The sequence below is a fragment of the Shewanella jiangmenensis genome (assembly GCF_018596335.1).
Lineage (GTDB): Bacteria > Pseudomonadota > Gammaproteobacteria > Enterobacterales > Shewanellaceae > Shewanella > Shewanella jiangmenensis.
In genome coordinates this window covers 48,354-70,637 of record NZ_JAHEPS010000005.1, presented here as the reverse complement: position 1 = coordinate 70,637, position 22,284 = coordinate 48,354, and the positions used below count along the sequence as shown (strand labels likewise).

The following is a 22,284-nucleotide window of genomic DNA, read 5'->3' as shown; positions in this document are numbered from 1 at the left end:
GCGTTAAATCTTACAGGCGCCGCCGGCACAGCCGTCATCCTCTTTTTCGACCACAGCAATGTCATCATGCTGATCGGTCGCACCGTCACGGGTGTTATGGTAGTAGAGGGTCTTGAGGCCCAGTTTATAGGCGGTCAGCAGATCTTTAAGCAGGATCTGCATTGGAACCTTACGACCTTCGAAACGGGCTGGATCGTAGTTGGTGTTGGCTGAAATCGCCTGGTCGACGAATTTCTGCATAATACCAACAAGTTGCAGGTAACCATCGTTGGATGGCATCTGCCACAGCAGCTCGTAAGCGTACTTGAGCTCATCAAAATCCGGTACTACCTGCTTGAGCTGACCGTCTTTACTCGCCTTGACGGAAATCAGGCCACGTGGTGGCTCAATGCCGTTGGTGGCGTTGGAGATCTGCGATGAGGTCTCAGATGGCATCAGCGCTGACAGGGTAGAGTTACGCAGACCGTGACGCTTGATGTCTTCACGCAGGCCTTCCCAGTCAAGGTGCAGAGGCTCGGAGCAAATCTTGTCCAGATCGCGCTTATAGGTGTCGATTGGCAAAATACCCTGAGAATAAGTGGTCTCGTGGAACGCAGGGCAGGCACCTTTTTCCTTCGCCAGATTCATTGAGGCTTTCAGCAGGTTGAACTGAATGGCTTCAAAGGTTTTGTGGGTCAGGTTGTTGGCGCTGCCGTCAGAGTAGCGCTTACCGTTCTTAGCCAGATAGTTGGCGAAGTTAATCACACCAATACCCAGAGTGCGGCGGTTCATGGAGCCCTGTTTGGCCGCCTTGATAGGGTAGTCCTGATAGTCCAGCAGGCTGTCGAGGGCACGTACGGCCAGATCTGACAGACCTTCGAGTTCTTCCAGGTTGGCAATCGCACCCAGGTTGAGCGCCGACAGGGTACACAGGGCGATTTCGCCGCTGGTGTCATCCACGCTCTCCAAAGGCTTGGTTGGCAGTGCAATTTCCAGACACAGGTTGGACTGACGGATTGGCGCCACACTTGGGTCGAACGGACTGTGGGTGTTGCAGTGATCCACGTTCTGCACGTAGATACGGCCGGTAGAGGCGCGCTCCTGCATCATCAGTGAAAAGAGTTCAACTGCCTTAAGGGTCTTCTTGCGGATGCTGCTGTCTTGCTCGTACTGGTTGTACAGGCGCTCGAACTCATCCTGATTTTCAAAGAAGGCGTCGTACAGACCCGGTACATCGGATGGGCTGAACAGGGTGATGTTTTCGCCCTTGATGAGGCGCTGATACATCAGCTTGTTAAGCTGTACGCCGTAGTCCAGGTGACGGATACGGTTATCTTCCACGCCGCGGTTGTTCTTCAGTACCAGCAGGGATTCGACTTCCAGGTGCCAGATTGGGTAGAACAGGGTAGCAGCACCGCCGCGAACGCCGCCCTGAGAGCAGGACTTCACCGCGGTCTGGAAGTACTTGTAAAACGGCAGACAGCCGGTGTGGAACGCTTCGCCGCCACGGATTGGGCTGCCAAGGGCACGGATACGACCGGCGTTTACGCCAATGCCGGCACGCTGACTCACGTACTTCACGATGGAAGAGGCGGTAGCGTTGATGGAATCCAGGCTGTCACCACACTCAATCAGTACGCAGGAGCTGAACTGACGGGTAGGGGTACGCACACCGGACATAATCGGCGTGGGCAGCGAAATTTTGAAAGTAGACACGGCGTCATAGAAGTCTTTGACGTACTTAAGACGGGTCTCTTTCGGATAGTTGGCAAACAGACAGGCAGCAACCAGGATGTAGAGGAACTGGGCGCTCTCATACACCTCGTGGGTCACGCGGTTTTGCACCAGGTACTTACCCTCAAGCTGCTTAACGGCAGCATAAGAGAAGTTCATGTCACGCCAGTGGTCGATGTAGCTGTCGAGCACGTCCAGCTCTTCGCAGGTGTAGTCTTCGAGGATGTGCTTGTCGTATTTGCCCATCTCGACCAGTTTCACCACATGGTCATACAGCTTCGGCGGCTCAAACTGACCAAAGGCTTTTTTACGCAGGTGGAATACGGCCAGGCGCGCTGCCAGAAACTGATAGTCCGGTGACTCTGGGGAGATCAGATCCGCCGCTGCCTTGATGATGGTCTCATGGATAGCTTCGGTGGGGATACCATCAAAAAACTGCAGATGCGATCGCAGTTCTACTTCAGAAACGGAAACATTCTTTAAGCCTTTGGCTGCCCAGGTAACCACGCGGTGGATTTTGTCGAGATCGATGTTCTCGCGCTCGCCACTGCGCTTAGTGACTGTCATGTTGCTATTCATTGAAGATAGGCCTTTATTGATTGGTATTGAGCTACATATCCATGTAAACAATCGTTCCGCTATTTCCCCAACGACAGTCGGGGGTCTGATGCCACCCGTGGGGAAGGGACGTTTCTAGTGTGTCTGATTGCTACCAATACACAAGATATGGTGCTTATTAAGATTTAAGATACAAGATAGTGAGGTGAGGACGCATTTGCAAGTAGGAAGTCTCTTAAGATCTTGTGGATATCTTTTGGAAAAAATCCCACGTTAGTGATGACTAACGTTGAAGCTCAAATCTGCACTAGGCCGCTTGGGCGCAGGTGCTTTTTTGTACGCTGCTTGGACCTGAATCGATCGCTTATCTTGCAAGCGATCGATAGACGATCGATTGACAAGCCGTTCGACTGTTACTAATACCCCATTTCGGGGTTGCAGACGGGCGGAAAAAGCGGTCGAAAATGGGTCCCAAAGTTAGGCACCAAAACTGTGGCTCACACGCTGGTCAAAGGTAAGACTCAAAACGCTGCTCAAGCGCCCGTAAAAATAGCGCTAAAGTGCCAATTGATTGCTCAAATGCGGTAAAGCTGGCGGAGCTGCACCAGCACTGCACCAGCTCCAGAATCAGAGTCAGTCCCAGTCTCAGGCTCAGTCTAAGTCTCAGGCGAGGTGTGACAGCAACTCATCGGCGCGCTCGAGGCGCAAATCCACTGGCCAGTTGGTCACCTCATCGCCGTCAAGATAACCCCAGCTGGCAAGCACAGAAACCATGCCGGCAGCGCGGGCCGATTCCATATCACGGCGCGCATCCCCAAGATAAAAAATCCGTGATGGCATACAGCCAATCTGGCTTGCAGCCAGCAGCAGCGGTGCGGCGTCGGGTTTACCCCGGGTCACGCTGTCACCACTGATAAGGCTTTGGCAGAAATAGTTGCCTTTATTAGCGCGTGAAACGGTGCGCGCGCTTGTAAGCCCAAGCTTATTGATTAAAGGCCGGGCGTAGCGGGCGGCTTTATTGGTCACTATGCCCCAGGGGATCCCTTTTGCAGCAAGCCCATCAAGCAGCGCTGCAACCCCGTCAAACAGCGTGGCGTGGTTGCCGTTAACCTGATGGTAGTGACGAAGCAGCGCCTGCTGCAGCATCAGCGCCTCGGCGTCAGTGATGCCAGGGGCACCGGCGCGCACCAGCGCCATACTGCCATGGGAGGCAACGTGGCGCATCTGCGCGAGGCTCACCTTGGCAAAACCGTGCTCATGGAGGGATAAATTAAGCGCCGCGACCAGATCCGGCGCTGTATCAACCAGCGTGCCGTCAAGATCAAACAATACGCCGGACAGTACGCCGTGGGCTGCTGCGTCAGTCACGGGCTTTTTCCGTGGCAATCATGTAGTTCACCTCAAGGCTTGAGGTGTAGCGGAAAATGCCGGTGAGCGGGTTGTAGGTTACGCCGACAGCATCCTTACAGAAAAGCTCGGTTTCATCGACCATGGCAATCAGTTCAGAGGGTTTGATGAATTTGCTGTGCTCGTGGGTGCCGACAGGCAGCATCTTCAAAAGATATTCGGCGCCGAGGATGGTTTCGACGTAGGAGCGGATATTGCGGTTGATGGTGGAGAAATACACCATGCCGCCCGGCTTTACCATGTCACAGCAAGCCTTGATGACTGAGAGCGGGTCCGGCACGTGCTCAAGCATTTCCATGCAGGTCACCACATCATAATGCTCGCGGCGACTGGCGCTGTGCTCCTCGGCGGTGCACTGGATATAGTCAATGCTGACGCCGGCCTCGAGGGCGTGCAGGCGCGCCACATCCAAAGGCTCCGCGCCCATATCAAGGCCGGTCACCTTAGCGCCGATTCTTGCCATGCTTTCAGACAGGATGCCGCCGCCGCAGCCAACGTCCAGTACGGTTTTGCCAAAGAGACCACCGCAGCTTGAGTCGATGTAATTCAATCTAAGTGGATTAAGCTGATGCAGGGGTTTGAATTCGCCGTCCGGATCCCACCAACTGGCGGCCATCCTCTCAAACTTGGCTATTTCCTTGGTATCGACATTCATGGCTTCAGACATAGTGGGCCCCATAAAGCGCTGGCCGGTTACAGCAGGGCGGTAGCGCCCGTTAACCGGTATAAAAGGCAAAAGTGGCGCCATTATAGCCGCTTGCGCAGTCTTAGCGAAGCCAAAAGCCGTAACTCTTGTGCTAAGCCTCTGGAATTTTTTGGGTTTGGTCGGTTTTTTATGCGAATGGTACAAAAATTCAACAAAAAAGGCGGCCGCAAAATCCGTGGGATAAAAAAGTTGCGCTATTTTTACCACAAACCTGTTCGCCGGTAGTGATTAACGTCGTTTTTTATCAATAGGATAGCTTATGGCTTTGTGCTGAGTGTTGACAGTCAGCACATGGCCGTTAAGCGGATCCGGTTAAGGGGGTTTCGACATTAAATTACTGTGTTAGAATGCCAAATCACGTTTGAAGGCTCGACAATGACACGGAAAACGACTTGTCAGCTAATTTTCAGGGGATCGAGCAGTTTATGACTGATTTGGCTTCATCAATTTCGCCAATTAATATCGAAGACGAACTCAAGAATTCGTACCTGGATTACGCCATGAGCGTGATCGTAGGTCGGGCACTGCCGGATGTGCGTGACGGCCTCAAACCCGTTCACCGCCGCGTGCTGTTCGCCATGAGTGAACTCAAGAACGACTGGAACAAGCCGTATAAAAAGTCTGCCCGTGTAGTGGGCGACGTGATCGGTAAGTACCACCCCCACGGTGACATCGCCGTATATGACACCATAGTGCGTATGGCCCAGCCGTTTTCGCTGCGCTACACCTTGGTTGACGGTCAGGGTAACTTCGGTTCTATCGACGGCGACGCCGCAGCAGCAATGCGTTACACCGAAATCCGCATGGAAAAGCTGGCTCACGAGCTGCTGGCGGATTTGGAAAAAGAAACCGTGGATTTTGTGCCCAACTACGACGGCACCGAACAAATTCCGGCCGTATTGCCGACCAAAATTCCTAACCTGCTGGTGAACGGTTCGTCCGGTATCGCCGTGGGTATGGCCACCAATATTCCACCGCACAACCTCACCGAAGTGGTGAAAGGTTGTCTGGCGCTGATTGCAGAGCCTGAGCTCTCTATCGAGCAGCTGATGGAATACATTCCCGGCCCCGACTTCCCGACTGCCGCTATCATCAACGGCCGTAAAGGCATTGAAGAAGCCTATCGCACCGGTCGTGGCAAGGCCATCATGCGTGCCCGCGCCGAAGTTGAAACCGAAGACAACGGCCGTGAGCGCATTATCGTTTCTGAGATCCCCTATCAGGTCAACAAAGCCCGTCTGATTGAAAAAATCGCCGAGCTGGTTAAAGACAAGAAGATAGAAGGCATCAGCGGTCTGCGTGACGAGTCTGACAAAGACGGCATGCGCATCGTCATTGAAATCAAGCGCGGTGAAGCCGGCGAAGTGGTGCTCAATAACCTCTACGCCCAAACCCAGATGCAGTCTTCCTTCGGCATCAACATGGTGGCGCTGCAAAACGGCCAGCCCAAGCTCTTTAACCTTAAAGAGATGCTGGAAGCCTTTATTCTGCACCGCCGCGAAGTGGTTACCCGCCGTACCGTTTTCGAGCTGCGTAAAGCCCGCGACCGTGCCCACATTCTGGAAGCGCTGGCGGTTGCCCTTGCCAACATCGACCCCATTATTGCCCTTATCAAGGCATCAGCAAGCCCGGCAGACGCCAAGGCCGGTCTGATTGCCAAAGGCTGGGATCTTGGCACAGTAAAAGCCATGCTGGAAAAGGCCGGTGACGATGCCGCCCGTCCAGAGTGGCTTGAGCCTGAATACGGGATCCGTGACGGCCTTTATTTCATGACTGAGCCACAGGCTCAGGCGATTCTTGACCTGCGTCTGCACAAACTGACTGGTCTTGAGCATGAAAAAATCCTGCAGGAATACGAAGAGCTGCTGGACATCATCGCTGCGCTGCTTTACATCCTCAGAAGCCCAGAGCGTTTGATGGAAGTGATTAAAGAAGAGCTTGAGCTCATTCTTGAGCAGTTTGGCGATAACCGCCGTACTGAAATCAACGCGTCTGCCGTGGATATCAGCCTTGAAGATCTGATAACCGAAGAAGACGTGGTAGTGACTCTGTCGCACTTAGGCTACGCCAAGTATCAGCCACTGACCGACTACCAGGCCCAGCGCCGTGGTGGTAAGGGTAAAGCGGCGACCAAGGTGAAAGACGAAGATTTCGTTGAAAAACTGTTGGTTGCCAACACCCACGACACCATTTTGTGCTTCTCTGACTTTGGTAAGCTCTACTGGCTCAAGGTGTACCAGCTGCCGCTGGCAAGCCGTCAGGCCCGTGGCCGTCCTATCATCAACCTGCTGCCATTGCAGGAAGGTGAGCGCATTACCGCCATTCTGCCGGTGCGTGAATACGAAGAAGGCAAGTACATCCTTATGGCGACTTCCCACGGCACCGTGAAGAAGACCGCACTGACCGAGTACAGCCGCCCACGCTCCAACGGTATCATTGCCGTGAACCTCAAAGACGGCGACCAGCTGATTGGTGTGGATATCACCGATGGCAACAGCGAAATCATGCTGTTCTCTGACGCCGGTAAAGTGGTGCGCTTCAAAGAAGGCGAAGAAGTGGCTGTGGTTGATGAAAACGGCAACCCGGTTCTCGATGAAGAAGGCAAGCCACAAATCAACTTCAAAGGCGTGCGTCCGATGGGCCGTGGTGCCACCGGTGTACGTGGTATTGCCCTGGAAGACGGCCAGAAAGTGGTGTCGCTGATTGTGCCAAAAGATGACAGCGCCATTCTGACTGTTACTGCCAACGGCTTTGGTAAGCGGACTGAACTTGCCGAATACCCAGCCAAGAGCCGCGCCACCAAGGGCGTGGTGTCCATCAAGGTGACCGAGCGTAACGGTCCTGTGGTGGGCGCAGTGCAGGTGGGTGAGAACGATGAAATCATGCTCATCAGCGATAAAGGCACTCTGGTACGTACCCCAGCCGTTGGTGTATCCATCATCGGCCGTAACACCCAGGGTGTGACCATTATCCGTACAGCCGACGATGAAACCGTGGTTGGCCTGCAGCGCATCGACGAAATTCAGGACGATGGCATCGAGTATCCGGATGAGGCTGAGCCGGACGGCGTGCACGACGAGGTTGTGGACGCAGACGGCGCCGACAACACCGAAGAGTAATGACAAAAACGGGCGTCTTATGGACGCTCGTTTTATTTCGAACACAGTATTTTTGTTTACGTACCCGCAATTAATAAAAGCATCTAAGTACCAAGGAGAATATGAGTGAGCGCCGTGTTTAATTTCTGTGCCGGTCCGGCCATGCTGCCTGCACCCGTAATGAAGAAGGCACAAGAAGAACTGCTTGATTGGAATGGCCAGGGCGTGTCTGTGATGGAGGTGAGTCACCGCGGCGCACCTTTTATCGAGATGGCGAAGTCCTCCGAAGCCTGTCTGCGTGAACTCATGAACATTCCTGACAACTACCATGTGCTGTTTATGCATGGCGGCGGTCGCGGTCAGTTTTCAGCGGTTGTGAATAATTTTCTGGGCAACAACGGCCGTGCGCTCTATCTCGTCAGTGGTCAGTGGTCAAAAGCGGCGGCGGAAGAAGCGCAGAAGCTTGCAGGTGAAGCTCAGATTGATGTGCTGAATATCGTTAAAAAAGACAATGGGTTGAACGCGGTAGAGCTGCCGGTATTCAGCGGCAGTGCCGAGCAGTATCGCTATCTGCATTACTGCCCGAATGAGACGGTTGATGGAATCGAAATTTTTGATGATATCGACTGCCCGTGGCCGGTTATTGCCGATATGTCGTCCAACATCATGTCCCGTGAAATCGATGTCAGCCGCTTTGGTCTTATCTATGCCGGCGCGCAGAAAAACATTGGTCCGTCGGGGCTTGCGATTGTGATTGTGCGTAAGGATCTGCTTTCGCTGCCTCAGCTCACTCAATCCTCCATCATGGATTATCGCCTGACCGCCGAAAACGACTCCATGTACAACACCCCGCCAACCTTTGCCTGGTATCTCGCAGCGCAGGTGTTTGATTGGCTGAAATCCATTGGCGGTGTCAAAGCCATTGCGGCCATCAACGCCGAAAAGGCGCGCCGTTTGTACGCCTGTATCGATGACTCAGGTTTTTACAAAAACGGCGTGGTGAAGGCCAACCGCTCGCAGATGAACGTGACCTTCCAACTTGCCGATGAGTCGCTCGATAAGGCCTTTTTGCAGGAAGCCGAAGCGGCGGGGCTGGTTGCACTCAAGGGCCACCGTATTGTGGGTGGTATGCGCGCCAGTATCTACAATGCCATGCCGCTTGAAGGCATAGATGCGCTGGTAAGCTTTATGAATAGCTTTGCCGCCAAACACGGCCGTTAAGCCAACAGCCTCTGCGCTAAAAGAAAAGGACTGCTTGCTGCAGTCCTTTTTTGTTTAACGGCTTAACTTAGTTAACGGCTTACCTTTTTAACGGCTTACCTTGTCGCTGTTGCTTAAAGGATCGCGGCGATGGATTTGGCAAGATAACCAACGTTATCTTCGCTTATTCCCGCGATGCTGATCCGGCTTGAGCCAACCATGTAAATGCCGTAGTCATTCATCAGGGTGTTGACCTGGGCTTCATTGATGCCAAGAAACGAGAACATGCCTTTCTGGCGGGCGATAAAGGAAAAGTCTTGCTCGACACCGGCAGCCTTGAGGCTTTCAACCAGCATGGCGCGGTTGCCGTTGATGCGATCGCGCATCACTTTAAGCTCATCCAGCCACTGGGCCTTAAGCTCGGCAGAGCCCAGAATAGTTTCGACAATCGCGGCGCCGTGGGCTGGCGGCATGGAATAGATGCAGCGCACCACATACAGCAGCACCGACTGGGCCACATCGGCTTGGGCGCTGTCTTTGGCGATGATGGAGCAGCCGCCGATCCGCTCGCGGTACAGACCAAAGTTTTTCGAGCAGGAAGAGGCCAGCACCATGTTATCCACGGCCGCCGCCATGGCACGCACGCCGTATGCGTCTTCATCGACGCCATCACCAAAGCCCTGATAGGCCATGTCGATAAAGGGCAGGAAGCCGTTGGTTTTCGCGACCTCAACCACAGCATCCCACTGGGCTGTGTTTAAGTCCTGACCGGACGGGTTATGGCAGCAGGCATGCAGCAATACCACATCATCGCGGCCAATTTGCTTGAGTGTGGCGAGCATCTCATCAAATTTCAGGCACTTGTTGTCATAGTCGTAGTAGGGGTAGGTTTTCACCGTTAAACCGGCGGCCTGAAACAAGCCTGTGTGGTTGGCCCAGGTTGGGTCGCTTACCCAAATGGTGGTGCCGGCTTTGCATTTGGCGATAAATTCAGCCGCCACCCGCAGCGCGCCTGTGCCGCCCGGGGTGGAAATGGTACGGATACGATTGGCCAGCAGCGCCGGATGGGCAGGGCCAAAGGCCAGTTCATTGGTGAGGCTGTTAAACGCAGCCGAGCCGGTAGGACCGATGTACACCTTGGTGGTTTCGTCGGCAGTACGCTGCTTTTCGGCGGCTTTGACGCAGTCCAGAATAGGGGTGTTACCGGCGGGATCTTTATACACACCCACGCCGAGGTCGACCTTTTCGCTGCGGGGATCCTGGCGGTATTTGGTCAGCAGCCCAAGAATGGGATCGGCAGGCATGGCCGTAAGACGCTCTAACATAATTCCTTCTACCTTGTCGCTTATTGATTGTCGCTTTTAGATGTATTTCTGGCAGGCATAGGGCCCAGGTTGACCTAGAATAGCCTGAAACGGCGGCAAATCGAAAGTACCCTGCGACAATCGCAGGGCCACCTTGGGCTGCTTGCCTGTCTGCCGACAAGATATGTGGCGCAAAAATGACACCTTAACCGGCGTTTTTTTGCAGATTTTGCAGCCAATGAGCAAATTTCAGCGTGATTGCAGCGATTTTTTCGAAAAAACGGTTGAATCAGGCCGCGGGTTCGGTAATTTAATTACCACGAAGACTCAAAAGGGATCGTTTTTTCCTCAAACGTAACGCAGGGCGTACAGCACTGTATTGCTGCCTTGCCAATTGCCGCTTATGGCCTCCACTCGCATTACGAGAAGTTCAGTTAATGGAAAAATTACGTCTTGAGCCCGTATCCCGGGTCAACGGGGAAGTGAATATCCCCGGCTCCAAAAGTATCTCCAACCGCGCCTTGCTGCTGGCAACCCTGGCAAGCGGCGAAACCACCCTGGTTAATCTGCTCGATTCAGACGATATCCGCCATATGCTGGCGTCGCTTAAAGCCCTTGGGGTGCAATTCAGTTTGTCGGACGACAAAACCGTGTGCACACTTCAGGGCCTTGGCGGACCGATTGTCGCAGACAAGGCATTTGAACTCTTTCTGGGCAACGCCGGCACCGCAATGCGGCCGCTGTGCGCGGCGCTCACCCTTGGCGTTGGCGAGTTTACCTTAACCGGCGAGCCGCGCATGGAAGAGCGCCCCATTGGCGATTTGGTCGACGCGCTGCGCCAGCTTGGCGCCGACATTCGTTATCTTAAAAATGATGGCTTTCCGCCACTTACTATCAAGGCCACCGGTCTTGCCGGCGGTGTGGTAGAGATTGATGGCAGCCTGTCCAGTCAGTTCCTGACGGCGCTGTTAATGGTGGCACCCCTCGCCAAGGACTCAGTGACTATTGCCGTAAAAGGCGAGCTGGTTTCCAAGCCCTATATCGATATTACGCTGGATCTGATGGCGAAATTCGGCGTTAAGGTCAGCAACGACAAGTATCAGCGCTTTGAGATTGCGGCCGGTCAGCGCTATGTATCGCCGGGTAAAGTACTGGTTGAGGGCGATGCCTCGTCTGCATCTTACTTCCTTGCTGCAGGCGCCATTGGCGGCGGCGAAGTCAAGGTGACAGGAGTAGGGCGTCTGGCGGTGCAGGGTGATGTAAAGTTCGCCGATGCGCTGGCCGCCATGGGCGCCGACATCGAGTGGAGTGATGATTACATTATCGCTCGCGGCAGCAAGCTTCACGGTATCGACATGGACATGAACCACATTCCCGATGCGGCCATGACCATCGCCACCGCGGCGCTGTTTGCCACGGGGCCAACCCGGATGAGCAACATTTATAACTGGCGCATCAAGGAAACCGATCGTCTTGCGGCCATGGCCACCGAGCTTCGTAAAGTCGGCGCCATTGTGGAGGAGGGGCACGATTACATTCATATCACGCCGCCTGCAGCGCCCAATCATGCCGAGATTGACACCTATAACGATCACCGCATGGCCATGTGTTTCTCGCTGCTGGCATTTGCCGACTGCGGTGTGACCATTAACGATCCCGGCTGTACATCAAAAACATTTCCGGATTATTTCAAGCGCTTCGCGAATTTAGCCTCGCAGAACTGAGTGCTGTAAAAATGGGCTGTCATGGTACAGCCCATTCTTTTGCCTAAAAATTCCACGGATCTTTACTCTGCATTGGGGTATAATGCCGCCCGCTCATTTTCGGTGAACCCCAAGCATTCATGGAAGATGAAATGTCTATTGTGGAGGATTTTATGTCTGAAAGGGCTCCTGTAGTCACTATTGACGGCCCAAGCGGCGCCGGTAAGGGCACCATTGCCCACCTGCTCGCGAAGCATTACGGATGGCAATTGCTCGACAGCGGCGCCATCTACCGCGTGCTCGCACTCGCTGCGCTGCATCACAATGTTGAGCTGGATAATGAAGAAGCCATTACCTTATTGGCTGCACATCTGGACGTGCAGTTTCTGACCGGTAGTGACAAAGACGCCATTAAGGTGGTACTCGAGGGCGAGGACGTGACCGGGGCTATCCGCACCCAGGAATGTTCCAACGCCGCCTCCAAGGTTGCAGCCTTTCCAAGAGTGCGTGAAGCACTGCTGCGCCGCCAGCGCGCCTTCTGTAAGGCCCCCGGCCTGATTGCCGACGGTCGTGATATGGGCACTGTGGTTTTTCAAACCGCACCGGCCAAACTGTATCTCACGGCTTCCGCCGAAGAGCGGGCGCAAAGACGCTATAATCAGTTGCAGGACAAGGGCTTCGATGTTAACATCGATCGCCTTTTGGCCGAAATCCAAGAGCGGGATGAGCGCGATATGAACCGCGCCGTGGCCCCGTTGGTACCGGCTGATGATGCCTTGGTCATTGATACTACAGGCATTGGTATTGACGATGTGTTGGCGCGCTGCATCAATCACATCGACGACAGATTATCCGCTGCGGGTTTTTAACGCCGGCAGCGTATAGGAATTCGCTTCACGGATGAGGCGGATATGACGACTGACTCCAACGACCAGGACGGTTGCTGGTTTAATTTACTTAAAGTAACTAAACATGACTGAATCTTTTGCTGATCTGTTTGAACAATCCCTTCAACAACTGGAATTCCGTCCAGGTTCTATCGTTCGTGGTACTGTAGTTGCCATCGAAAACGGCCTGGTACTGGTTGACGCCGGTCTGAAATCCGAAAGCCCAATCCCAGCTGAGCAGTTCAAGAATGCCCAAGGCGTTCTGGAAATCGCTGTTGGCGATCAGGTTGACGTAGCTCTGGACTCTGTTGAAGACGGTTTCGGTGAGACTCAACTGTCTCGCGAAAAGGCCAAGCGTCACGAAGCCTGGATCGTTCTGGAAAAAGCTTACGAAGATGCTGAGACCGTTATCGGTATCATCAATGGCAAGGTTAAAGGCGGCTTCACCGTTGAACTGAACGGTATCCGTGCATTCCTGCCAGGCTCTCTGGTTGACGTTCGCCCAGTACGCGACACTGCTCACCTGGAAAACAAAGAGCTGGAATTCAAAGTTATCAAGCTGGACCAGAAGCGCAACAACGTTGTTGTTTCCCGTCGTGCAGTTATCGAGTCTGAAAGCAGCGCCGAGCGCGATGCTCTGCTGGAAAACCTGCAAGAAGGTCAAGCCGTTAAAGGTATCGTTAAGAACCTCACTGACTACGGTGCATTCGTTGACCTGGGCGGCGTAGACGGCCTGCTGCACATCACTGACATGGCTTGGAAGCGCGTTAAGCACCCATCTGAGATCGTGAACGTTGGTGATGAAATCAATGTTAAAGTTCTGAAGTACGATCGTGAGCGTACTCGCGTTTCTCTGGGTCTGAAGCAACTGGGTGAAGACCCATGGCTGGAAATCAGCAAGCGCTACCCAGAAAACACTCGTCTGACCGGTCGCGTAACCAACCTGACTGACTACGGCTGCTTCGTTGAAATCGAAGAAGGCGTTGAAGGTCTGGTACACGTGTCTGAAATGGACTGGACCAACAAGAACATCCACCCATCCAAGGTTGTTAACCTGGGTGACGAAGTTGAAGTTCTGGTTCTGGACATCGACGAAGAGCGTCGTCGTATTTCTCTGGGTCTCAAGCAGTGCAAGACCAACCCATGGGAAGACTTCGCTAACCGTTACAACAAAGGCGACAAGGTTTCCGGTAAGATCAAGTCTATCACTGACTTCGGTATCTTCATCGGTCTGGACGGCGGTATCGACGGTCTGGTTCACCTGTCTGACATCTCTTGGAATGCCAACGGCGAAGAAGCTGTTAGCGAGTACAAGAAAGGCGACGAAATCGAAGCCGTTGTACTGTCAGTTGACCCAGAGCGCGAGCGCATCAGCCTGGGCGTGAAGCAGACTGAAGACGATCCATTCAACGGTTATGTTGGCGACAAGAAGAAAGGCGCCATCGTTAACGGCACCGTAACTGCTGTTGACGCCAAAGGTGTAACTGTTGAGCTGGCTGAAGGCGTTGAAGGTTACATCCGTGTAGCTGACATCAGCCGTGAGCGCGTAGAAGATGCTTCTACCGTGTTCGCAGTAGGCGATGCCGTTGAAGCCAAGTTCATGGGCGTAGATCGCAAGAACCGCAACGTGAGCCTGTCTATCCGTGCGAAAGACGAAGCTGACGAAAAAGAAGTTATGGCAAACTTGAACAAGTCTGAAGACGCTGTTATTAGTAATGCTATGGCCGAAGCGTTCAAGGCCGCTCGTAAGTAATTGCCAAATATGAGGGAGTCGGCAATGTCACTCCCTCATCGCGGCTGTGTTTGGCTTGATAATAGGGGTAGCTAGGATGACCAAATCCGAACTGATCGAAAAACTCGCCACAAGGCAGTCGCAACTGTCGGCGAAGGACGTCGAGAGTGCGGTCAAGGAGATGCTGGAGCAGATGGCGACAACGCTGGAAAGCGGTGAACGTATCGAGATCCGCGGCTTTGGCAGCTTCTCTCTGCATTATCGTGCGCCGCGTGTTGGCCGCAATCCAAAAACTGGTACCTCAGTTGAGCTGGATGGCAAATACGTGCCTCACTTTAAGCCCGGCAAAGAGCTGCGCGAGCGCGTTGATGCAGTCAACGTTGACTGATAAACGCTGATTAAAAAAGCCTCCGAAAGGGGGCTTTTTTGTTTATCGCGCCTCAAGACGCTGGTCAGACAAGGGAATTTCCCGGATAATCAGCTTATTGAACCGATATAAGGAGTGAGACGTGAAAGGATTTGTTGTCGCCTTGGTCATCGCTTTGCTGTTTGTGCTTGCCTTGCTGCTTGGCTCACGTAATGAGCAGCTGGTTACCATTAATTATTTTGTTGCCCAGGGTGAGTTCAGGTTGCCAGTGGTGCTCGCCAGCGTGTTTTTTGCCGGCTTTGTGCTGTGTTGGTGTTTTGCCATCTACCACGTTGGCAAGCTTAAATATTCCCTGTCACGTGCCCAGCGCCGATTGCAAAAGCTGGAATCCGGCGCCAAGCCCCGCACCGACACCACGTCTGTGGCGGTGACCGAGTCCCAGACAGGTGAAGTGAAGTCCTGATATGCTGGAAATCCTGTTTCTGCTGCTGCCCATCGCCGCCGGTTACGGTTGGTATATGGGTCGGCGCAGTTTACGCCAAAACCAGCATCAACATCGAAGTAAACTGAGCCGCGATTATTTCACCGGCCTTAACTATCTGCTTTCCAACGAGTCCGACAAGGCGGTTGATTTATTTATCAGCCTGCTCGATGTGGACGACGAAACCATCGACACCCATATGTCCCTTGGCGCGCTGTTTCGAAAGCGCGGTGAGGTAGACCGCTCCATTCGCATTCATCAAAACCTGATAGCCCGCCCAAGCCTCACCACAGAGCAGCGCGATGCCGCCATGATGGAGTTGGGTAAAGATTACATGGCCGCCGGTTTTTACGATCGTGCCGAAGAGATTTTCCTTGCGCTGGTGAAAGAAGAGTTTCACAGCGAAGAAGCGGAAAATCAGCTGATTGCCATTTATCAAACCATCAAGGAATGGCAAAAAGCGATTGATATTGCCCGCGGCCTGCCCCGTAAACGTCAGGCGGCACTCAAAACCTGTATCGCACACTTTTACTGCCAGCTTGCCGATGAAAACGCCGAGCCCCAGGCCAAGCTTAAACTGCTTGCTCAGGCGCTGAAGCACGACAGCCAGTGCGGCCGTGCCTTGCTGACCCAGGCAAAACTCTATTTAAGCCTTAATCAATTGCCGGATGCGGCAAGCGCCCTCGAAACCCTGTGCCATGTCGATGTGCTGCTGTTTGCCGATGGCATCAAAATTGCGCGTGAGGTTTATCATCAGCTCGGTAAAGGCGAGGCGTACCGTGAGCTTTTGGTCAAAGCCCTTGCCGATGGCGGCGGCGCCTCAGTGGTGGTGGCCCTTGCCGAAGACATGATAGAGCAGGGCGAGCTTAAACTTGCTGAAAAGACCCTGCTCGATACCCTGTATCGCCAGCCCACCATGAAAGGCTTTTCGGAGCTGATGAAGCTGCATATCCGCCAGGCCGAAGCAGGTCAGGCCAAAGAAAGTCTTTCTTTGCTTGAACAATTGGTCGAACAACAAATAAAATTCCGCCCCGCCTATCGCTGCAAGTCCTGCGGCTTTCCCGCTCATTCGCTTTACTGGCATTGCCCCTCGTGTAAATCCTGGGGCAGCATAGGGCGGGTGCGCGGATTGGACGGCGAATAACCTTTATCCCACTGCATCGGAGATCCCATGAGAGACAAGCCCATTCTGGTTGCCCTTGATTTTGACAACAAACATTCGGCGCTGCAGTTGGTAGATAAACTCGATCCGGCCATGTGCCGCCTGAAAGTCGGCAAGGAAATGTTCACCCTGTTTGGGCCTGAACTGGTAAAAGACATTCAACACCGTGGTTTTGATGTGTTTTTGGACCTGAAGTTCCATGACATTCCCAATACCGTGGCTAAAGCCGTTGCCGCTGCTGCCGAGCTTGGCGTGTGGATGGTGAACGTGCATGCCTCCGGCGGTTTTGCCATGATGGAAGCGGCCCGCAAAGCGCTTTTACCCTATGGCGATAACGCGCCGCTGCTGATAGCTGTCACTGTTCTCACCTCCATGAGTGATGATGACCTTAAACTGCTTGGCATTGAAGTGGGGGCGGCTGAGCACGTAAAACGCCTCGCCAAACTCACCCGCGATGCCGGTCTTGATGGTGTGGTGTGCTCGGCTCAGGAAGCGGCTATGCTCAAAGACCTGTGTGGCCAGCACTTTAAACTCATCACCCCGGGCATTCGCCCTGAGGGCAGTGAGGTTGGCGATCAGCACCGCATCATGACGCCAGCGCGGGCTCTCGAAGCCGGCTCAGATTATTTGGTGATTGGTCGTCCCATTACCAAGGCTGCCGATCCACTTGCTGCACTGACCGAGATCCATCGCTCTATTCAGGGGCTGTGACTTTTTTCTGTTAATACGGCTCACGAATACGCGGCTGTAAATAACGGACGGTGAACACCGCTTTAAGCTAAAGGCTCATATACCGGAGGCGCCATGCGCGATGCAATCAGCAAGATGTTCGATTTTAACGGAAAAAACATTCTGGTGGTTGGCGGTACCAGCGGCATTAACTTAGGTATTGCCCGCGCCTTTGCCCGCGCCGGCGGCCGTGTGGCGGTGGCGAGCCGTAAGCAGGACAAGGTCGATGCGGCCGTTAAACTGCTGACGCTCGATAATGGCGCAGTACAGCCTTTTGGTGTGACCTTTGATGTGCGCGACAATGACGCCGTGCTCTCCGGTATTGCTCAGGTGGCCGAGGCCTTTGGAACGCTTGATGTGCTGGTCAGCGGCGCTGCCGGTAATTTTCCTGCCAGTGCCAGCGGCATGAGTGCCAATGGCTTTAAATCGGTAATGGATATCGATTTGCTCGGAAGTTTTCAGGTGCTTAAGGCAAGTTATCCGTATCTGGCGCGCCCCGGCGTTATTTTGCAAATATCGGCGCCTCAGGCATTTGTGCCTATGCCAATGCAGGCGCACGTGTGCGCCGCCAAAGCCGGCGTGGATATGCTGACCCGTACCTTGCCGCTTGAGTGGTCAAAAGAGGGGATCCGGATAAATTCCATCGTCCCCGGACCCATCGAAGACACAGAAGGCTTTGACAGGCTGGCCCCGAGTGCAGAGCTTAAAAAGCGCGTTGCCCAGAGTGTGCCTGTTGGCCGAAACGGCAGCGTAGATGATATCGCTGCGGCGGCGCTGTTTTTGGCATCGCCCCTGGCAAGTTACATCAATGGCGTGGTACTGCCGGTAGATGGTGGCTGGTCCCTTGGCGGCGCCAGTATCGCCATGACAGAGCTCGGCGCCATTGCCGCGAGGCAGTTAAAGGCATAAGCCTTATGCCGTTTGGATGGACCGCTGCAGCGCAGATTTTAATTTGAACCTTTATAGATTTATCGACAGGAATAGCGATGGCAAACGCATTACAACAGCAGCTGCTCAAGGCCGGGCTTGCCAGTAAACAAAAGCTCAAAGACGTAAACACCAAAAAGCGCCGTGACCGTAAGTCCAATATCGACGATGGCTCAGCGGCGCTCAAAGAGAGTATTGCCGAGCAAAAAGCGCGGCAGGCTGCTGAAGATAAAGCCCTTAACGAGCAGCGTTTCCAGGAGGCGCTCGCCAAAGGACAGGTGCGCAGCCTTATCACTGAAATCAAGCGTCTTGCTATCAGCTTGCCTGAGCGCGCCGAGATAAAGTTCAACTACACCATCGGCAGTAAAATCCATTCGGTGTATATCAACGAGAAGCTGCAGACTCAGCTTCTTGGCGGTTTGCTCGGTATTGTGCGCTACGAAGACACTAGCCTCCTGGTGCCCCATAAACTGGCTGAGCGGGTGGCACTGCTGGTGCCGGACTGGTGCGGCTACCTTTGGCAGGCCACGGATGCTGCACCTGCGGCCAGCGAAGAGGACGATCCGTACGCCGATTATGTGATCCCTGACGATCTCATGTGGTAACAGCCTGATCTCGCTCCACAAACAGCTTATCTGTTTTCTCTATACTTAGCCCCGGCCAACAGTCCGGGGCTTTTTTATGGCTATTCTTGATTGAGCGATTGAGTTTGTGACTGTTATTCGCTAGATTGAAACAACTGTTTTAATTAATTGTTTGAGAGCTGCCATGAACCCTATCCAAGCGCCACTCAATGAAATGCGATTCCTGCTCGAGCACGTGTTCGATGCCGATGCGACCTGGCAGTCGATGCCAGCGCTGGCAGGTGTTGCTGATTTGGACACTGCCACTGCCATTCTCGACGAAGCTGCACGGATTAATGCCGAGCTGGTCCATCCATTAAACCGCAGCGGCGATGAAGAAGGCGTGCGCTTTGAAGATGGCGCTGTGTTGACGCCAAGCGGCTATAAAGAGGCCTATAACGCCTTTGTGGAAGGCGGCTGGGTCGGGCTTTGTGGCGATCCTGAATATGGCGGTATGGGTATGCCCAAGATGCTGGGCGTGCTGGTTGATGAAATCGCTTACAGCGCCTGTAACGCCTTTAATCTTTATTCGTCGCTGACTGCCGGCGCTGCCCTTGCCATTAATGCCCATGGCACCGATGAGCTAAAAGCCCAGTATTTGCCCAAGCTTTACAGCGGCGAGTGGGCCGGCGCCATGGACATGACCGAGCCGCAGGCAGGCTCCGATCTTCGTAATATCCGCACCCGCGCCGAGCCGCAGGATGACGGCAGCTATCTGATTAGCGGCAGTAAAATTTTTATCACCGGCGGCGATCAGGACATGACAGATAACGTGGTGCATCTGGTACTCGCCAAAATCAGCGGTGCCAGTAGTCTGTCACTGTTTTTGGTGCCAAAGCGCCTGCCGGATACTGATGGCAATGCAGGCGAGTCGAACGGCGTATCGGTTGGCAGCATAGAGCACAAGATGGGCCTTAAGGGCTCTGCCACCTGTGTGATGAATTTTGACAGCGCCCGTGGCTGGCTGATTGGCCGCGAAAACAAGGGCCTTGCTTGTATGTTCACTATGATGAACTACGAGCGGCTTGCAATTGGTATTCAGGGCCTTGGCAGTGCTCAGGCGGCGGTGCAAATGGCGACTGAATACGCCAAAGAGCGTTTGCAGGGCACGGCGCCGGGCTCTGCCAATCCAAGCGATGCCATTATCGTCCATGGCGATGTGCGCCGGATGCTACTCACTATCCGCACCCTGACCGATGCGGGCAGGGTACTGGCGCTCGATACCGGCAAGCAACTGGATTTGGCCAAGTTTTCCGATGATGCGGCCGTGATTGAAAAGGCAAGCCGTTATGTTGGCCTGCTGACGCCGGTTGCCAAGGCCTTTTTGACCGACCGCGGCCTGGATATCACCATCATGGCGCAGCAGGTATTCGGTGGTCATGGCTATATCCGTGAAACCGGCATCGAGCAGCTGGTGCGCGATACCCGTATTGCGCAGATTTACGAAGGCACCAACGGTATTCAGGCCATCGACTTCCTCGGCCGCAAGGTGTGCGGCGATAATCTCGCTACCCTTAAGGCCTTTGTAGCCGAAAAGCTTACCACCCTCGAGGGCGAGAGCAGTAAAAAGCGCGCACTCGAAGCCGGTTTTAGTCGTTTTATCGAGGTCGCCAGCTGGATTAATGAGCGTAAGCTTGCCAATCCGTCGCTTATCAATGCCTCGGCGGTGGAGATGCTCGATGCCTTTGGATACTTGCTGTATGGCCTTTACCATCTGACCATGGCGCAGGTTGCCGGGCGTGCAGCCCCTGAGCTTGCCAGCGCCAAGGCGCAGTTCTGCGACTTCTACTTTGCCAAGGTGTTGCCACGCGCTGATGCGCTGCTGACGCAGGTTCAGGCCGGGGATGAGGTGGTGATGGGCATAGATGAGTCGCTGCTTTAACGGCGGCGCCGTTCATCATCCCTGCGCGTAAGGTTAACTGAGAATGCAAATTCGTGCTTAGGCGGTTATAAGTAGTTAGTCTTAAATGAAAAGCCACCGAACGGTGGCTTTTGTGTATGTGGCTTTTGCTTAAGCGGCCTTTGTTAAAGTGACTAGTCGTTTTGCCAACTCGCTTTGTCAACAAGAAGGCCTCAGGGATGAGCCTGCAGCAGCGCTTTTAACACTTCGGCGCTGAAAACCGGGCCATTTTTGCGGCCGTTTTCATCGCGGCTGTCCACCAGACCATTTTCGAGAATGACAAAGCCATAGGTGGTTTTGCTGCCATTGATAAAACCGGCAAGGTTGGCGACGCCGCCCATGCTGCCGGTTTTAGCCACCACTTTGCCCTTGAGCGGCTCACGGTTAAAGAATCGCCGATAGGCAAGGGTGCCATCAAGACCCGAAACCGGCATGGACTCAATCAGGCCGTGCAGCGATGGAGTGTTGTGAATGTACAGCAGCAGGTTCATCAGCTGACGGGGATTGATAAGGTTGTAACGGCTAAGGCCCGAGCCATCAAGGAGCACAGCGCGGGATAAGTCTATGCCCTCGGCACCAAGTATGTCCTTCATGGCTTTGGCACCATGATAAAAATCGGCCTTGCCGTAGTGTTTTTGCCCAAGGCGCTTGAGCAGACTGTCGGCAATCAGGTTATCAGACTCTTTTAAAAGCTCTTTTACCAGCACAGGCAGGGGCGCTGAGCTGTGGCTTGCCAGCAGCGACACATCCTTTGGCAGCGACGGTTTCACCCGCACCTTGCCCACATCAATTCCGGCTGCTTTACCAAGGCGCGGGGCCTTGATGCTCATCCATTCGTGGGTGTCGCTGATGGCAAACGCGAGCGGCAGCGGATCTTTACCGCTGTAACAGCCCCAAAGCCGGAACTCATTGCCGCCAAGGGCCGTGAGCTCTGGCTTGCAATCTTTGTAGGCAAGTTCTGGCCGATACACTATCCGGTTATCCACCTTTATCCCGGCATCGTTACTGAGGATTAGTTTTACCGCTTTGCCATCCTTGGTGGGGGCAAGGCTGCCGCTGACACAGTTTTTATCCAGCGTCAGGTTTGATACCGGCGCGGCGTAACAAAAGCCAAGGTCGTCCCACACCCAGCCACGGGCCTGGGGCGCTTCGTTATCGTCGCTGATAAGCACAAGTTCATCGACTTTCGTGACACCGAGGGCTTTTACTGAGCGAAACAGTGCCTGCAAATCCTGGCTCGAGAGCAGTGGTGAGCCTTCCATCTCAAGATACAGGGTATCAAGATGGCTCTTGCGCGCGCCTTTGCTGTAAAGGCGGGTATTGAACCTGAAGTCGTTGCCAAGTGACTGAGTCGCAGCTGTCGCCAAAAACAGCTTTTGCACGCTGGCTGGCAGCATGGTGCGCTCGCTGTTGTCGGCAACCAGCAGCCGCCCTGTGCCCATGTCCATCACTATCACGCCGGTTTGGCTGGTGTTTGGCCGGGCGGCAAGATACCAGTCAGGCAGCAAATCATTAAGCGGCTTGCCAAAGAGCGCGATGCCCTGACTTGCATTCCCAAGATTAGCAGGGCCTGCCTGGGCACGGTTTACCGCTGAATCAATCGCAGCCTGGGTAGTGTTTGCCAGCGCCGGCGCTGCGCCAATCGCAAGCAGCAGTAATGCCGGGCGCATGGCGCTTTGGCGCCGCTCAGGTTTGCTTGGTATAGCCTTTGAAAACCTCAAAGATAACGCGCTGGAAGCCTTGGTAAAGGCGGCGGCGAGGTTAAGTGCGTTCAATCCCATGAATGA

At 54.0% G+C, this 22,284-nt stretch carries 17 protein-coding genes; 12 read left to right on the top strand and 5 right to left on the bottom strand.

The annotated features are described in order from the left end of the window. Window positions 1-3: 3 nt before the first annotated feature. The 3 genes from nrdA to ubiG form a co-directional block, all read right to left on the bottom strand. Entirely contained in the window at window positions 4-2,292 is a 2,289-nt protein-coding gene (gene nrdA, locus KJI95_RS13340; protein ID WP_214507701.1) for a class 1a ribonucleoside-diphosphate reductase subunit alpha, read from the bottom strand. 642 nt (window positions 2,293-2,934) lie between these two features. Next, the gene (locus tag KJI95_RS13335; protein ID WP_349356738.1) at window positions 2,935-3,639 is read right to left on the bottom strand and encodes an HAD family hydrolase; all 705 of its coding nucleotides are present in this window, start codon (window positions 3,637-3,639) and stop codon (window positions 2,935-2,937) included. Next, entirely contained in the window at window positions 3,632-4,345 is a 714-nt protein-coding gene (ubiG, locus tag KJI95_RS13330; protein ID WP_214507700.1) for a bifunctional 2-polyprenyl-6-hydroxyphenol methylase/3-demethylubiquinol 3-O-methyltransferase UbiG, read from the bottom strand. Before ubiG ends, KJI95_RS13335 begins: the two co-directional genes overlap by 8 nt. A gap of 464 nt (window positions 4,346-4,809) precedes the next feature. Between ubiG and gyrA the strand changes: the two genes are divergently transcribed. Continuing rightward, a complete protein-coding gene (gyrA, locus tag KJI95_RS13325) occupies window positions 4,810-7,503 on the top strand; it encodes a DNA topoisomerase (ATP-hydrolyzing) subunit A (protein WP_214507912.1) in 2,694 nt (897 codons plus the stop codon). A 105-nt stretch (window positions 7,504-7,608) separates the two neighbouring features. After that, complete coding sequence (gene serC, locus KJI95_RS13320; protein ID WP_214507699.1) at window positions 7,609-8,703, top strand: 3-phosphoserine/phosphohydroxythreonine transaminase; 1,095 nt, start codon at window positions 7,609-7,611, stop codon at window positions 8,701-8,703. Between the two features lie 113 nt (window positions 8,704-8,816). Here serC and KJI95_RS13315 read toward each other — a convergent pair whose 3' ends face one another. Continuing rightward, window positions 8,817-10,007: an amino acid aminotransferase gene (locus tag KJI95_RS13315; RefSeq protein ID WP_214507698.1), complete on the bottom strand. Its 1,191-nt coding sequence runs from the start codon at window positions 10,005-10,007 to the stop codon at window positions 8,817-8,819. A 416-nt stretch (window positions 10,008-10,423) separates the two neighbouring features. Here KJI95_RS13315 and aroA point away from each other — a divergent pair, with 416 nt between their 5' ends. From aroA to KJI95_RS13265, 10 genes are all read left to right on the top strand, one after another. Next, entirely contained in the window at window positions 10,424-11,710 is a 1,287-nt protein-coding gene (gene aroA, locus KJI95_RS13310) for a 3-phosphoshikimate 1-carboxyvinyltransferase (RefSeq protein ID WP_214507697.1), read from the top strand. A gap of 152 nt (window positions 11,711-11,862) precedes the next feature. Further along, on the top strand, window positions 11,863-12,558 hold the full coding sequence (cmk, locus tag KJI95_RS13305) for a (d)CMP kinase (RefSeq protein WP_214507696.1): 696 nt from the start codon (window positions 11,863-11,865) through the stop codon (window positions 12,556-12,558). Window positions 12,559-12,661: 103 nt separating this feature from the next. Further along, window positions 12,662-14,329 carry a 30S ribosomal protein S1 gene (gene rpsA / locus KJI95_RS13300; RefSeq protein ID WP_214507695.1) on the top strand — a complete coding sequence of 556 codons (1,668 nt, stop codon included), beginning with the start codon at window positions 12,662-12,664 and terminating at the stop codon, window positions 14,327-14,329. A 76-nt stretch (window positions 14,330-14,405) separates the two neighbouring features. Further along, the gene (ihfB, locus tag KJI95_RS13295; protein WP_214507694.1) at window positions 14,406-14,696 is read left to right on the top strand and encodes an integration host factor subunit beta; all 291 of its coding nucleotides are present in this window, start codon (window positions 14,406-14,408) and stop codon (window positions 14,694-14,696) included. Window positions 14,697-14,817: 121 nt separating this feature from the next. After that, entirely contained in the window at window positions 14,818-15,138 is a 321-nt protein-coding gene (locus KJI95_RS13290; protein ID WP_214507693.1) for a LapA family protein, read from the top strand. 1 nt (window position 15,139) lies between these two features. Beyond that, a complete protein-coding gene (gene lapB / locus KJI95_RS13285; protein WP_214507692.1) occupies window positions 15,140-16,300 on the top strand; it encodes a lipopolysaccharide assembly protein LapB in 1,161 nt (386 codons plus the stop codon). Window positions 16,301-16,327: 27 nt separating this feature from the next. Then, complete coding sequence (pyrF, locus tag KJI95_RS13280; protein ID WP_214507691.1) at window positions 16,328-17,029, top strand: orotidine-5'-phosphate decarboxylase; 702 nt, start codon at window positions 16,328-16,330, stop codon at window positions 17,027-17,029. A 114-nt stretch (window positions 17,030-17,143) separates the two neighbouring features. Continuing rightward, the gene (locus tag KJI95_RS13275) at window positions 17,144-17,956 is read left to right on the top strand and encodes an SDR family oxidoreductase (protein ID WP_432653804.1); all 813 of its coding nucleotides are present in this window, start codon (window positions 17,144-17,146) and stop codon (window positions 17,954-17,956) included. A gap of 77 nt (window positions 17,957-18,033) precedes the next feature. Further along, window positions 18,034-18,579, top strand: coding sequence for a DUF2058 domain-containing protein (locus KJI95_RS13270; protein ID WP_214507689.1), 546 nt, complete (start codon window positions 18,034-18,036; stop codon window positions 18,577-18,579). A gap of 163 nt (window positions 18,580-18,742) precedes the next feature. Then, window positions 18,743-20,479: an acyl-CoA dehydrogenase gene (locus KJI95_RS13265; RefSeq protein WP_214507688.1), complete on the top strand. Its 1,737-nt coding sequence runs from the start codon at window positions 18,743-18,745 to the stop codon at window positions 20,477-20,479. A 191-nt stretch (window positions 20,480-20,670) separates the two neighbouring features. Here the strand turns inward: KJI95_RS13265 and dacB are convergent, their stop codons facing one another. Further along, complete coding sequence (gene dacB / locus KJI95_RS13260; protein ID WP_214507687.1) at window positions 20,671-22,278, bottom strand: D-alanyl-D-alanine carboxypeptidase/D-alanyl-D-alanine endopeptidase; 1,608 nt, start codon at window positions 22,276-22,278, stop codon at window positions 20,671-20,673. Between the last annotated feature and the right edge of the window lie 6 nt (window positions 22,279-22,284).